This window comes from Clostridium magnum DSM 2767 (assembly GCF_001623875.1).
In the GTDB taxonomy this organism is placed as follows: Bacteria; Bacillota; Clostridia; order Clostridiales; family Clostridiaceae; genus Clostridium_AM; species Clostridium_AM magnum.
Genome location: NZ_LWAE01000002.1, coordinates 1221743 through 1235224, shown reverse-complemented (window position 1 = coordinate 1235224; position 13482 = coordinate 1221743). Strand labels below are relative to the sequence as shown.

Annotated in this window: 15 protein-coding genes; 10 read left to right on the top strand and 5 right to left on the bottom strand. The window is 30.0% G+C overall.

What is annotated here, in order from left to right; all coding sequences use genetic code 11:
* The first annotated feature begins 237 nt into the window (after positions 1 to 237).
* The 5 genes from CLMAG_RS13155 (at position 238) to CLMAG_RS13135 (ending at position 4457) form a co-directional block, all read left to right on the top strand.
* A complete protein-coding gene (locus CLMAG_RS13155) occupies positions 238 to 1287 on the top strand; it encodes a C40 family peptidase (RefSeq protein WP_066622763.1) in 1050 nt (349 codons plus the stop codon).
* A gap of 135 nt (positions 1288 to 1422) precedes the next feature.
* Positions 1423 to 1656, top strand: coding sequence for an SHOCT domain-containing protein (locus CLMAG_RS13150; protein ID WP_066622760.1), 234 nt, complete (start codon positions 1423 to 1425; stop codon positions 1654 to 1656).
* Between the two features lie 131 nt (positions 1657 to 1787).
* Positions 1788 to 2483 carry a response regulator transcription factor gene (locus CLMAG_RS13145; RefSeq protein ID WP_066622757.1) on the top strand — a complete coding sequence of 232 codons (696 nt, stop codon included), beginning with the start codon at positions 1788 to 1790 and terminating at the stop codon, positions 2481 to 2483.
* 56 nt (positions 2484 to 2539) lie between these two features.
* Positions 2540 to 3973: a sensor histidine kinase gene (locus CLMAG_RS13140; protein WP_066622755.1), complete on the top strand. Its 1434-nt coding sequence runs from the start codon at positions 2540 to 2542 to the stop codon at positions 3971 to 3973.
* Positions 3974 to 4085: 112 nt separating this feature from the next.
* The gene (locus CLMAG_RS13135; protein WP_066622753.1) at positions 4086 to 4457 is read left to right on the top strand and encodes a hypothetical protein; all 372 of its coding nucleotides are present in this window, start codon (positions 4086 to 4088) and stop codon (positions 4455 to 4457) included.
* A 140-nt stretch (positions 4458 to 4597) separates the two neighbouring features.
* Here CLMAG_RS13135 and CLMAG_RS13130 read toward each other — a convergent pair whose 3' ends face one another.
* The 4 genes from CLMAG_RS13130 to CLMAG_RS13115 form a co-directional block, all read right to left on the bottom strand.
* Positions 4598 to 5494, bottom strand: coding sequence for a multicopper oxidase family protein (locus tag CLMAG_RS13130; RefSeq protein ID WP_066622751.1), 897 nt, complete (start codon positions 5492 to 5494; stop codon positions 4598 to 4600).
* Between the two features lie 290 nt (positions 5495 to 5784).
* The gene (locus tag CLMAG_RS13125; protein ID WP_066622748.1) at positions 5785 to 6147 is read right to left on the bottom strand and encodes a carboxymuconolactone decarboxylase family protein; all 363 of its coding nucleotides are present in this window, start codon (positions 6145 to 6147) and stop codon (positions 5785 to 5787) included.
* A 169-nt stretch (positions 6148 to 6316) separates the two neighbouring features.
* On the bottom strand, positions 6317 to 6742 hold the full coding sequence (locus CLMAG_RS13120; RefSeq protein ID WP_066622745.1) for a MarR family winged helix-turn-helix transcriptional regulator: 426 nt from the start codon (positions 6740 to 6742) through the stop codon (positions 6317 to 6319).
* Between the two features lie 134 nt (positions 6743 to 6876).
* Complete coding sequence (locus CLMAG_RS13115; protein WP_066622743.1) at positions 6877 to 7089, bottom strand: DUF7884 domain-containing protein; 213 nt, start codon at positions 7087 to 7089, stop codon at positions 6877 to 6879.
* Positions 7090 to 7287: 198 nt separating this feature from the next.
* Here CLMAG_RS13115 and CLMAG_RS13110 point away from each other — a divergent pair, with 198 nt between their 5' ends.
* On the top strand, positions 7288 to 8559 hold the full coding sequence (locus CLMAG_RS13110; protein WP_066622739.1) for a hypothetical protein: 1272 nt from the start codon (positions 7288 to 7290) through the stop codon (positions 8557 to 8559).
* A gap of 197 nt (positions 8560 to 8756) precedes the next feature.
* Here CLMAG_RS13110 and CLMAG_RS13105 read toward each other — a convergent pair whose 3' ends face one another.
* Positions 8757 to 9002, bottom strand: a complete 246-nt coding sequence (locus tag CLMAG_RS13105; protein WP_066622737.1) for a DUF3243 domain-containing protein — start codon at positions 9000 to 9002, stop codon at positions 8757 to 8759.
* 275 nt (positions 9003 to 9277) lie between these two features.
* Between CLMAG_RS13105 and CLMAG_RS34325 the strand changes: the two genes are divergently transcribed.
* From CLMAG_RS34325 to CLMAG_RS13095, 4 genes are all read left to right on the top strand, one after another.
* Complete coding sequence (locus CLMAG_RS34325; RefSeq protein ID WP_278330467.1) at positions 9278 to 9409, top strand: cupredoxin domain-containing protein; 132 nt, start codon at positions 9278 to 9280, stop codon at positions 9407 to 9409.
* Positions 9381 to 9446 carry a multicopper oxidase domain-containing protein gene (locus CLMAG_RS34955; RefSeq protein ID WP_073393489.1) on the top strand — a complete coding sequence of 22 codons (66 nt, stop codon included), beginning with the start codon at positions 9381 to 9383 and terminating at the stop codon, positions 9444 to 9446. Before CLMAG_RS34325 ends, CLMAG_RS34955 begins: the two co-directional genes overlap by 29 nt.
* Positions 9447 to 9949: 503 nt before the next feature.
* Positions 9950 to 10927, top strand: coding sequence for an N-acetylmuramoyl-L-alanine amidase (locus CLMAG_RS32455; protein ID WP_066622736.1), 978 nt, complete (start codon positions 9950 to 9952; stop codon positions 10925 to 10927).
* Positions 10928 to 11693: 766 nt separating this feature from the next.
* The gene (locus CLMAG_RS13095; protein ID WP_066622734.1) at positions 11694 to 13406 is read left to right on the top strand and encodes a methyl-accepting chemotaxis protein; all 1713 of its coding nucleotides are present in this window, start codon (positions 11694 to 11696) and stop codon (positions 13404 to 13406) included.
* The last annotated feature ends 76 nt before the right edge of the window (positions 13407 to 13482 follow it).

Here is a 13482-nt window from a genome sequence, read left to right as displayed (position 1 = left end):
TATATTTGTTAACTGCATAGGAGCTCTCTAATGTTTTATTTAAAGTAGAAAATTATAAAAAATCACCTATCAATAATGAAATCTTCATAAAATCTACATAAAAATCTTGTATAATACAGGGGGATATATAATCTGACAAATTGGAATAAATTGTGATGTTCTATATCTTAAAAAATTTTAGTATGAATTTATTACTTTATTCATACTAAATAAATATTAAAGTAAGGAGAGGTAGCATTGAATAGAAGATTAAAGCAGCTTTTAATGATATTAGCAGTTACAGCAACAGTTAATAATAGTGTAGTCTTTGCACAACCTGCATCAAATAGTAATAATTCATATTCAAAGGTTCAAGAGCTTGAATCAAGCATCGAAAACTTGGACAACCAAATAGAAGGGGTAATGGATAAGATTGCCGACAATAAAAAGCAAATGTCAATAAAAGAACAAGATATTAAGAATTCAGAGAATGAATTAAAGACAGCTGAAACTGATACCAAAAAGCAAAAGAATGTATTTAACAGTAGAATGAGAGCACTTTACATAAATGGTTCTACTGGATATTTGGATATGCTTTTAGGTTCTAGCGGACTGGATGATTTTATTTCAAGAGTGGATATGATTAATAGAATTATAAGCTTTGATACTAAGATTATTTCTGATTATAAGGCAAAACAAAAGGATATCGCTGATAAAGTAGACAAGCTAAAGACAGAAAATGAAAAACTATTAGCGTTAAAATCTGAAAATGAGAATAAGTTAAATGAACTTAATAAAAATAAAAGTGATCAAACAAAGCTAATAGACCAAGCTAAACAGCAGCAGAGACAATATGCTTTGGCTGAACAAAATGCTGTGAGTGCAGCTGTAAACCAGGTTGCTAGTATAAGAAATGAAGCACCTAAGGTAACTCTATCTAGAGGTAGTTCGCCTATAAGTGATAACAATGTTGTAGCATACGCCTCAAATTTTCTAGGAACACCGTATTTATGGGGTGGAACTACACCTAGTGGGTTTGACTGTTCCGGTTTTACTCAGTATGTATATAGACACTTTGGAATTTCTGTAGGAAGAACCACATATGATCAAATAACTGATGGAGTAGGTGTATCAAAAGATCAATTGCAACCAGGAGATTTAGTTTTCTTTGGTAAAGGTGGTAACCCTACTCATATGGGTATGTACGTGGGTAACGGTGCAATGATACATGCGCCTCGTACTGGAGATGTAGTTAAGATTTCACCAATTAGCAGAAGTGACTATATAACGGCTCGTAGAGTTAAATAATGTGAAAATTTATGAGCGTATGGACGAATTTTCAAAAATCAAAATCTCCATATTTCCTCCACATTTACTAGCTATAATTAACTCAAATAATAAATTAAGAACAGTAAAAAATTAATATTTTAGGAGGAAATTAATATGCTTTGTGGATTTTGGGGCTCAGGTTTTGGATTTAGCCCGTGGATGCCTATAATGATGGGAATTAGAATATTGGTATTTATAGGTTTAATAGTACTTGGAATTAAACTTGTAAGAAATTATACAGTTAACTCTAGCAGCGCGATAAAAATTCTTGATGAAAAATTTGCTAAGGGAGAAATTAGTGAGGAAGAATATATAAAAAGAAGAACTGTTATAATACAAAAGAAATAAAAAGCTAATATATACCCTCTAGTTTTTATGAGCTAGGGGGTTTGATTTATATTTATGACTAATTACAATTGATAATAGGATAAAATATAAATAAGTTAAAATGAATTTTTATGATAAAGAGGTGTTGATTCATGAGTGATATAAAGAAAATATTAGTAGTTGATGATGAGCCCAAGATTGTTGAAGTGGTGGAGGCCTATTTAAGGAAAGAAGGTTTTAATGTATTAACTGCTGGGGATGGTGAGAAAGCATTAAAATTATTTAAGGAGGAAGTAATACATTTAGTAGTTTTAGATTTAATGCTTCCTAAGGTATCAGGAGAAGAGGTTTGTAATAGAATAAGAGCGACATCTGATGTGCCTATAATTATGTTAACAGCCAAATCAGAAGAAGATGATAAAATTGAAGGGTTAGCTATTGGAGCAGATGATTACTTAACAAAGCCTTTTAGCGCTCGTGAATTAGTTGGAAGAGTAAAGGCTCTAATTAGAAGGTCATACAGGGAGTCAAGTCCCCTCGCTGATTATCTGATCTTTAATAATGGTGATTTAGAGGTAGACATAAATAAAATGAAAGTAAAAAAAGCTGGTCTGAATATAAACTTAACTACTAATGAATTTAAGATATTGTTAGCATTGTTAACGAATCCGGGTCAGGTGTTTTCAAGAGAACAATTAGTGCAGAAGGCTTTTGGAGTAGACTATGAAGGTTTTGACAGAACTATTGATAGTCATATAAAAAATATAAGACAAAAAATAGAGGATAATCATAAAGAACCTAAATATATTATTACTGTATACGGCATGGGGTATAAATTTGTAGATTAACAAGAGACATAATAATTTAAAATATTGTAGGTTTATAATGAGTGGGGTGGACTAAATTGAAAATGTCATTGATGAAAAAGTTATCTGTAGGCTTTCTTCTCGCTGTATTAGGTGCCATATTAATAGCAGGCTTTGTTTCAAATTATATGGTGGGAAAAAAGTTCAATAATTATTTAGTAGATGAGCACAAAGATAAAGTAAATAAAATCGTAGTTACTGCTCAGGATTTATATAATGATAAAACTGGATTTACGAATTCTAATAAAGACGAACTATTACGATATGCAGTATTAGAAGAGCTTTATATCCAAGTGAAAGATACAAGTGGGAATATAATATTTGATTCAGGTAATTCTCATCTTCAGCACAAAAACATGATGGAATCAATGATGGGAAACATGATGAAAAATGGTATGGGGCACTATTCTAATATGAATATAGGAGAATATAAGGAAGAGACCCATCCTTTAGTAAAAGATAAAAAAAATATTGGAACAATAGTTGTTGGATATTTTGGAACCTCATATCTAAGTCAAGGGGCACTGACTTTCAAAATGACATTAAACCATTCCTTTATACTTTCAGGTTTCATAGCATTAATATTTGGATTAGGAGTAAGCTTTATTTTAGCTAAACAGCTTACGAAACCATTAGTTAAAATAACTAAAACTGCTAATGAAATGAGAAAAGGAAATTTAGCTGTTCGCTCAGAAGTTAAAAGTAAAACTAAAGAAATAGAAGAACTTTCAGCTTCAATAAATTACTTAGCAGAAACCTTACAAAACCAAGAAATGCTTAGGAAAAGATTGACTTCTGATATGGCACATGAAATTAGAACACCTCTTACTACGCTTAAAACTCATGTAGAAGCATTGATAGATGGTATATGGGAACCAACAGAAGAGAGACTTCAGAGTTTTTATGATGAAATAGAAAGATTAACAAGCTTAGTAGACAATCTGCGTAATTTAGCAAAATTGGAGCAAGCAGATTCAAAACTAAATAAGACAAAATTCAACTTATCAAGTGAATTGGAAAAAATCATATTAAGCTTTGAGCCTTTATATTTAAAAAACAATCATACTATTATGTCTAATATTGATAAAAATATATGGGTGTATATGGATAAGGATAAGTTGAAGCAGATAATGCATAACTTATTATCAAATGGCTATAAATATTTAAAATCCCAGGGGAAAGTATTAGTAGAGCTTAAGAAAGAAAAGGAAGGCATTTGCATTAAAGTTGAAGATAGTGGGATAGGTATTCCAGAAAAAGATATACCTTATATTTTTGAGAGGTTTTATAGAACTGATTTATCCCGAAACAAAAATACAGGTGGCTCAGGAATAGGGCTGACTATTACTAAAAGTTTAGTAGAGTCTCACGGTGGAAAAATAAGTGTGGAAAGTAAAGAAGAAGAGGGAAGTACATTCATAGTACAATTTCCTAAACGAACAATTTGTGAAATTGGTGAGAAGGGGGAGTAACTACTTCTCCTTATATTTTTTTCTCGAAGGTTTCTTCTCCATATTTTCTACACAATTAAAACTTATAATAAAAACATAGAGAAGAGAAAATAAAAGACGAGGAGAGATTCTTATGAAAAAGAAATTAATTATTTTGATGACAACAGCAATATTAGCTATAGGAGGAATTTCAGTAGCTTATGCGGAAGGAAAAGACTATATAAATTCTAATAAAGTAAATGAGAATGTGGGTTATCAAAATACAAGTAGTTTTAATAATATGACAAAGGTTATGAGAGAAAATGGCTTTAGTGATGCAGCAAGAGCCATGGAAAATAACGATTTTAATTCTATGAATAAATTTATGAGCAACTTAACAGATGAAGACTATAAGAAAATGGTTGATATAATGAAAAACAATGGATATGCTCCAATGGCAAAGATGATGGAATCTGTTAGCAGACAAGACATGGTAAATATGCATAAATCTATGATGGGAAGATAGCAAATGTAATAAAAGATGAAATTTAGTGATAGATACTAAGTTTCATCTTTTATTATATTTATAAGTAAGCTTTATTAATTATTATCTACTACTAGTACAAAATATCGTTAGAGATAATATGATTTTATTTAGATTTTAAGTTAACAATAAACGATTGTTGTAAACATACCACCAGAAGGTTCGGTTCCGTTATTAGACATGTGATGAGGTATATGACAGTGAAAAGGCCAAATACCGGGATTATTAGCTATAAATTCAATATCCCAAGTTTCACCGGAGGATACATGGATGGTATTTTTTATCATTCTGTTTTGAGGATCTATACTATTACCGTCAGAAGCAGTTACAGAAAATTGATGCCCATGGATATGAATAGGATGGGATTTTTCCATGGAGTTGGCCAATCTGATTCTTATTCGTTCTCCACATCTTACATTCAGTGGTGTAACAAATGGAAAACACCTTCCATTCATTGTAGAAAAGTTGAACTCATGACTATGAGGATCAATATCATAGACACCTTGTTTTACTACTTTCATAGGCAAATCAGGGATTTTGAATTCTTGTAAAAGTATAAAATAATCTCTGCTAATTTTTTTATTGTATTCTTCCTTTGGATCTAAAATAATAAATCCACCTGTAAGGCCCATCATTTGTTGTTTAGCAGAATTATGATGAGTATGATAAATATGGGTCCCTGGAGGGTTAACTATTCTGAATCTGTAATCGAAATAAGAACCGGATTCAATTTTAGGTGTAGGTTGAACATCTGGAACACCATCCATAGTAACGGGAATATCTAAACCATGCCAATGTACACTAGTGGCCTCAGGAAGTTTATTGTAAACTCTAATATTCACATAATCACCAGGATATACTTGAATAGTGGGACCTGGTATGCTGCCATTATACCCCCATCCTTTTATAAATAATCCCGGAAGTAATTCTCTTTCAACAGGTTCAACAACTAATTCAAAATATTTTGCTCCTTTCTTCATGGTAAAAGGGAGAGTAGGGACATCTGGAGTAATAACCATTTCAATATCTCTCCTAAATATATTAATAACACTAATATTATATGGATTAATATTTAGAAACGTTATAAATTTCAAATTATAAATAAATCTATCATACATAATAATTATGTTATCTTTATAAAATCTACATATAGGTGCTGTTAGATTATTTATTTACTATAATGTTCACAGTGTCTTATAAAAACGTTAAAGGAAGGTAAAATACATAAACAGGTATTTTACCTTCCTTTAACGTTTTAAAATATAGGTAACAATCTGTAGATAGAATTCCTCTACCTACGGATATTTTTTTAAGCATCTTTTTTGAAATCATTTTCAAATTCATCAATTGAATCTTTTAATAAAGTTACAGTATATGCCATAGAAGGCCCCCCGCCAAACGCTACTGCAATCATAGCCGCATCCATTATTTCTTCTCTATTTGCACCTGCTTCTAAAGCCTTGAAAACGTGAAAAACTATACAATATTCGCATCTATTGTATGCCCCAATAGCTACACTGATTAATTCTTTTGTTTTTGTATCTATAGCTCCTGGTTTGTAATTAGTTTGTAAAAGGTGCATGAAAGCATTTACTTGTTTACCGTTAGTTTGTCCTACCTCTTGTAAGCCGCCCATGAATTCATTTAAAATTTCCCTTGGCTTCTTTGCCATAATAAATTCCCCCTATACTAAAATACTTGCAATACTTACCGTTAGTATAGCAAGTATTTTAACGCATTGCAATACTTTATAAAAATATTATTTATAACTAATTAAGGCTACTGTAATAAAAAACATCAGTACAGTAGCCCCAATTAGGATTTGCAATATGTATATTTTCTTAATCATCTGCATTTTCAGCCATCTTATTTAAAACTTTATTAAAAATTTCAAATTCTTCATTACTTATACTTTTAGAAAAAACTTTGCTCATTTCCTCTCCAATTGGGAGTAATTCCTCAATTCTTTTTTTGCCTTTTTCAGTTAGCAACACATAAGTAACTCTTCTATCTTTCTTATCTTTAACTCTTTCTACAAATTGTTCCTTTTCCATTCTATCTATTAGTCTAACAACAGTTGAATCTTTTATATCCATTTTTTCACCTAGGTCACTTTGACTCATTCTACCATCTCTTAACAAGTAATACATAACAAGCCATTGAACTCTGGTTGAACCAACTAAAACTAATCTTTCATTCATCTTATCTGCCATTTTTTTAGCAACTTTATTCGTAATAAAACACACACATGTATCAACATCGAACATTTAAACCTCTCCTCGTATAAAAGTTAACATTAATTATTATACTATAAAATTTTTATATAATTAAATAGAATTTTACTTTGTTAAATTAACGTTTAGCATAACACTGAAAAAATTTTAATATTGTATGCGATACACTATTCTATATATTTCAAAGGAGTCTTAATTTCGTAGACTGTTTCAACAATTTGTTCAAGATTGCCTTTAAAATCAATGGTTACATTAATATAAGCTTCTCCGAAAGCTAGTGAAGGATCTTTTAATATCTTTATACTAGAAATTTCATATTTAAATACAAGTTTGAAGGCATGATCATTTTCAACATAATTCTGGAGTAATAACCATTTCAATATCTCTCCTAAATATATTAAAGACTAATATTATATGGATTAATATTTAGAAGCGTTATAAATAAACTTATCATACATAATAATTACGTTATCTTTATAAAATCTACATAAGAGTTTTGTATAATATACCTAACATAGAGATGGGGTAAAAATGAAAAGAATAAATCTGTTGTATTTCAACAAATTTTGGAGGAAAACATGAATATAAAGGATCTAATTGAACTAACAAGACAATATAAACAAGATCAAGAGTCTGTGTATAATACTTGGTTTATTTACAATGATATTAGAATGAAAGCTTTTCGCTCTATTAGGAGAGGGGTTAGAGATATAATAGCTTCCATAAAAAGCGGTACCTTTGGAAATGATTTTAAAGGATCACCTTTAGAGGTTGTTCTAAATTGCATTACTGAACAAAAGCAAGTCTTTGAAGGAGCTGCTCATCCTTTTTATTGGAAACCTAAACTTAGAATACCTGATATTTATGAGAATGAAGAAAATAAGAGGATATTTGGTCAATTTCTTGAAAATTGTTTATCTGCAAACAACGCAGATAAAATAATAAAGGAGATTATAAAATTAGATGAATATAAAATTAAAGGGTTAGGGCCAGCTGTTGCAAATATTCTTTATTTCCTACATCCGACATTAATGCCACCATTTAATACAGCGATGGTAAAAGGGTTCAATGCTATATTTTCAGATAAGAAGAAATTAGGGTCTTGGCAACATTATTTAGAAATGAGGGAAATTATTATAAAGGCTAATGGAGAGTTGAATCCTGAATTATCAAAGGATCTAGGAGCCATTTCAGGTTTATTATTTGATGTGGGAATTGGGAAAATTGCACTTAATGAAAATTGGGAAAATGCATTAAAATTTGAAAAAGATAAATTGGAGAAGGCATTAAAAAAAAGACATATAGAAGTGTTAAATGAAGTTAAAGAAGAATCTGAACATCTTAGAATTCAATTAATTTTAACAGAGCTGGGGAGAAGTCTTGGATACAACGTTTTTGTTGCTACAAATGACCGTACAAAATCACTAGATGGTAAAAGTCTTGAATTCATGACATTACCAGCACTACCATCTCTAAACCTTCCTAAGGATGTAACTAAAACAGTATCTTTAATTGATGTTATTTGGATAAATAAAGATATAGAACAAATTGAATGTGCTTTCGAAATAGAGAAGAGTACTTCTATTTATTCTGGTATTTTACGTTTAGTTGATTTGGCATCTTCACTTGGTGATAAACAATATAATTTTTTCCTAGTTGCCCCAAATCTGCGTGAAAAGGAAATTATCGCTCAGCTTAAAAGACCTTCCTTTTCTAATATAGATTGTGTATCTCTAAGATATATACTATTTTCAAGTTTATATGAAAATTATAGTGCCCTAGGAAGATTTGGAGATGATTATAAGATATTATTCAAGATTGCAAACTTAGTAAATACATGTATTTACTAAGTTTTATTCTCATTTGTATACTTTATGACCTAATATTATAATTTTTCTACTGTAATGTTCATAGCGTTTTAAAAAGTGTTAAAGACAGGTAAGGTACATAAACAAATGCTTACCTGTCTATTATATTTTAATGTATAGGCAACAATTTCAAGACTGTTTATAATATGATACTTTTTAAATGCTAGAGTAAGTTCATGTTATTTATCCGTGATTTTTACTATCAATTTGGCTAAAACTTTTCTATCATCTTCTGCTGCTACATCCCACAATTCTTTTAGTAGTCTTTCCTCATCATTTTGTGGATCTACATGATTTGATAGAAATGTACCTACTTTTTCAGCTATATTATTTATAGTTTTATCAGACATACCTATAGTTTCTCCCATGTTAACTGCTTTTCCTAAGGTTTCTTTCCACTTATCCCAATTTTCTAAAGTTGCCATTAGAGAACACCTCCACTAATATATTAACATTATTATTTATATTATTATTTATATTTTTTTAAAGAAGTATGTAAATAAAATATATATGTTTTTAAGCGTGGAAAAAAGAGATATATTTTATTTTGCGCATCCACTTTTCAGGTTATATCAATTTTAATTTTCTTGATACCGCACTTAGACGGTAAAACTGAAGGATCAGCAAATAAAGTTCTTGCTGGATTATTGTATGTAAGGATGAGATTTCCAAAAGTTTAAGTATTCCTAAAGATTATGTTGTGAATAATATTCCATTAATTGTTCAAGGTAGGTTATTTGATAGCAACGGTAACATTTCCTATAGTGGTAGACAAATGATGGATGGAACTTTGAGGATTGTTTATGTACCATTGTCACATCCTAGAACATGAGGATGCAGGGATGATAGGAGAATTTGAAGTAGACTAAAATTAAGTTGTGATTTTAGGAACGCTGCAGAACTCTAAAATCACAATTTTATTTACACTATTTCAAGTTTACACCCAACCAATTAAGGTCTTTTGTACTAATTTGTACATTATCTTCATAAAATCTACATATTAGTTATATATAATATAACAGAATTTGATAAATTATAGATTATTTATAAATAAATTTAAAGTTGTAAAAATATGAACTTGTAGAGTGGTATACAGATATACTATACAAGATATTTAATCAAGTTAAAAAATATAGAGGAAGGAGTGATGGCGTAGAGGTATTAAGCAAGATACCAGTTTCAACTAAATAATTTAATTTTTTTATTTAATGAACAAACCACCATATATACATATTTATTAATAACAGGGCATATTCGTGAATTTTATACTATGGATGGGGTAAATTTTTCGCTCGGTAATTATCAAACAGCTAGGATACTAAAATAATAATTTAAAAACTACTTTTAAATAAAAATACTAGGAGGAATGAACTTGAAGTCTATAAAAGGGATTGCATTATTCGCTTTCTCAATATTATTTTTAATACTTTCTGTTTCTAGTAAATGTTTGGCAGCAAGTGATACAGATTATGTGAATACTAACTCTAAAATTAGTCCTGTTGCAATAAATAAGATATTAACTGTAAAGTTTAATAATAGTTTAAATAGCAATACAATAAATAATAATAATGTTTTGGTGCAGGATGAAAATAATAATGCTATTAACATAAATGTTAGTATAGGAGATGATAATAAATCTATAATAGTTTCCCCAACAGACAATTATGAATATGGAAAAAATTATACATTAATTGTAACAAAAGGGGTGCAATCTTCTACAGGAAAAAACTTATCAAAACCAGTAAGGATGAAATTTACAACAGTAAGTCAAATTAAAAGACAAGCTCCAATAACTGTAACTATTGATGCTGGACATGGAGGATATGATTCTGGAGCAGTTGGTCCTACAGGAGTTTTAGAAAAAAACATTACATTGCCTATAGCGTTAAAGGTAGGGGAAATACTATCTAAAAATGGGATAAATGTTATCTATACAAGAACGTCTGATGATGTGGTTTGGCCATCCGAAGAAAGAGCTGATCTTCAAAAAAGATGTGATATATCGGATAAGGCTAATGCAGATTATTTTGTAGCCATACATGTTAATAGTGCAGATGTGCCAAGTGTTAACGGATTAGAAACCTATTATTTTGAAGGTAGTTTAAAAGGGGAAAAATTAGCAAAATCAGTGGAACAGCAGTTAGTACAGGCAACAGGAGTAGCGGACAGAGGTGTAAAGACTGACGGATTCTATGTATTAAAGAATACAAATGCTGTAGCTATATTGACAGAGATTGGATTTATAAGTAATCCTGATCAGGAAAAGGTTTTAAATACACCGGAATACCAAAATAAATATGCTGAGGCAATTGCTACAGGTATTCTCAAGTATTTAGGAATGAAAAGTTAAAATGACCATGAAAAAATTAAGCATTATAAATTAAGATACAAAAATAAAAGTAGATAAATTTGTAATATGACAGGTAGCTAATACCTGTTATTTTTTTCATCTTCATATTTCCTTCATAAATCAGGATTATAATCTGATAAAACACATTTAGGGTGAGGAGAAATATAATATGATTTTTAATAACGCATTAGATATGATAAGGGGAACACCCTTATTTGAAGAAGATCCCAAATACTAGACACATATAATATTGGGGATTCTCTTTATGGTTCATTTTTCTACAGTAGCATTTGTAATTTTCAACAGTGATATATTAAATTAGTCAATAGAGCATTGCCCTTTGATATGGACTGGAATTTGTCACGACTCTATCTAGGTTCTTTAATTTAAAGTCTATTATAAAACTAATTCCAATTTGTTTATTTACGTTAAAAATCTACATAATATTTTCACAACATAAATATATAATTATTCATAAGTAGAAAAATATATTGGTTTTTGAAACAAACTTACTTATGGAATAAGGAATACTCTTATATAATGGTGATTGTAATTATTACATCTAAAGGAATATCTTACTACATACGAGATATAAAAGTAGAGTATTTTACTTTATAACATTATTGATTTTTTTGATGTATGATTACTGCAAAGTCCAATAAGTACACGGATGGAAATAGTGTCATATATCGAAACTTGTCTCTTTGGAAAAATAAAAATATGGGAGAATTTATTGTGAATATATAAATTCTATGGGGGAATACAAATGAAAACATTTAAAAACTTAAAAATTGCACCAAAACTTATAAGCTGCTTTTTATTGATATCAATTCTTATGGCAGTGGTAGGAACTATAGGAATAATGAAATTAAAAAAGGTAAATATAAATTCAACTTCAATGTATGAGGATAATCTATTACATATTAGAAAAGTAGGGGCTTTAAAAGAAAATTTTCTACAGATACACTCCGATTTAGTATATCTTCTAACTATAAAAGACTCGTCAAAAAAGCAGCAAATAGTAGATGAAATAAATAAATTAACAGAAGAGGATATGTCCATATCAGAAGGGATAACGGATACTAATGCAACTGGTGAGGAGAAGGAACTATTAACCAAATTTAATAAAAATCATGATGATTACATGATGGCACGTAAAAATTTTATGGAATTAATAGACTCAAACAAATATGATGAAGCTCAGATGGCTTTCAATATGGTGCTAGATGCAAGACAAAAGACTTTTGACAGCATTAATGAGCTTATAAACTTAAATTTAAAAGAAGCTCAAGAAGCTAACGAAACTAATAAAACAATATATAAGACAGCATTTAATACTATGGTTTCTATCGTAATATTCGGTTTTATCATTGCTATACTGCTAGGAATATTAATATCAACATCTTTGTCAAAAGCAATAAATAAGGTTCTTATATTTGCGAATGCTTTAGGAAATGGCGATTTAACTAAGAGAATTGATGTTTATGCACAGGATGAAATTGGTAAGCTTTCTGAAGCTTTAAATAAAGCTGTTGAAAATACTCGTAATTTAATATCTACAATAATTTCAAGTTCTACTAACATAAGTAGCTCCAGTGAAGAAATATCTGCAACTATAGAAGAAATCGCTACAAAAATGACTAATATTGATGATGCAACTAAGGAAATATCATCTGGAACAGAAGATTTAAGTGCAACTTCAGAGGAAGTCAATGCCTCAATTCAAGAGATAACTTCAAATACGACGGAGCTTTCAGACAAGGCTAAAGATGGTGATAGAGCGTCAAATGAAGTACAATCTCGTGCAACTGAAATAAAGAATAAAGGACTAAAGGCCATTGATATCTCTCAAAAAATATATAAAGAAAAGCAAATTAATATAGTTAAGGCTATAGAAGATGGAAAAGTTGTTGAGGAAATCAAGGTTATGGCAGATTCTATAGCAAATATAGCTTCTCAAACTAATCTTTTAGCACTTAATGCTGCCATTGAGTCAGCAAGAGCAGGAGAAATGGGGAGAGGATTTGCAGTAGTTGCGGATGAAATACGCCAGCTTGCAGAGCAGTCGGCAAGTAATGTTTCAAGCATTCAGAATGTTATAACACAGGTAAATGAAGCGTTTAATAATTTATCTAATAATACACAAGATATACTAGCTTTTATTGATAATAATGTAAATCCAGATTATGAACTGTTTTTAGAAACTGCAGAAAAATATGAGAAAGATGCTGCTTTCATAAAGGCCATGTCAGAAGAAATAGCAAGTGGTACCGCACATATATTAAACTCCATAGAACAAACTAGTTCAGCTATTGAAAATGTTTCAACCACAGCACAACAATCTGCATCAAGTTCTGAAGGAATACTAAACAGTGTTGATGAAACAAGTTATGCAATTGAAGAAGTGGCTAAATCAGCCCAAAGACAAGCAGAATTAGCAGAGGAGTTGAATAGTTTGGTACAGAAGTTTAAGATATAAATTTTAACTAATACTTTTAAAATTAAGTTTAGCATACTTCTAGCTCTGTTCAGCTATAGAAGTATGCTTGTTTTTT

Excerpts from the sequence above, each read along its gene's own strand:
- CLMAG_RS13150 (WP_066622760.1), top strand. The coding sequence starts at position 1,423 with ATGCTTTGTGGATTTTGGGGCTCAGGTTTTGGATTTAGCCCGTGGATG.
- CLMAG_RS13145 (WP_066622757.1), top strand. The coding sequence starts at position 1,788 with ATGAGTGATATAAAGAAAATATTAGTAGTTGATGATGAGCCCAAGATT.
- CLMAG_RS13135 (WP_066622753.1), top strand. The coding sequence starts at position 4,086 with ATGAAAAAGAAATTAATTATTTTGATGACAACAGCAATATTAGCTATA.
- CLMAG_RS13130 (WP_066622751.1), bottom strand. The coding sequence starts at position 5,494 with ATGGTTATTACTCCAGATGTCCCTACTCTCCCTTTTACCATGAAGAAA.
- CLMAG_RS13125 (WP_066622748.1), bottom strand. The coding sequence starts at position 6,147 with ATGGCAAAGAAGCCAAGGGAAATTTTAAATGAATTCATGGGCGGCTTA.
- CLMAG_RS13120 (WP_066622745.1), bottom strand. The coding sequence starts at position 6,742 with ATGTTCGATGTTGATACATGTGTGTGTTTTATTACGAATAAAGTTGCT.
- CLMAG_RS13110 (WP_066622739.1), top strand. The coding sequence starts at position 7,288 with ATGAATATAAAGGATCTAATTGAACTAACAAGACAATATAAACAAGAT.
- CLMAG_RS13105 (WP_066622737.1), bottom strand. The coding sequence starts at position 9,002 with ATGGCAACTTTAGAAAATTGGGATAAGTGGAAAGAAACCTTAGGAAAA.
- CLMAG_RS13095 (WP_066622734.1), top strand. The coding sequence starts at position 11,694 with ATGAAAACATTTAAAAACTTAAAAATTGCACCAAAACTTATAAGCTGC.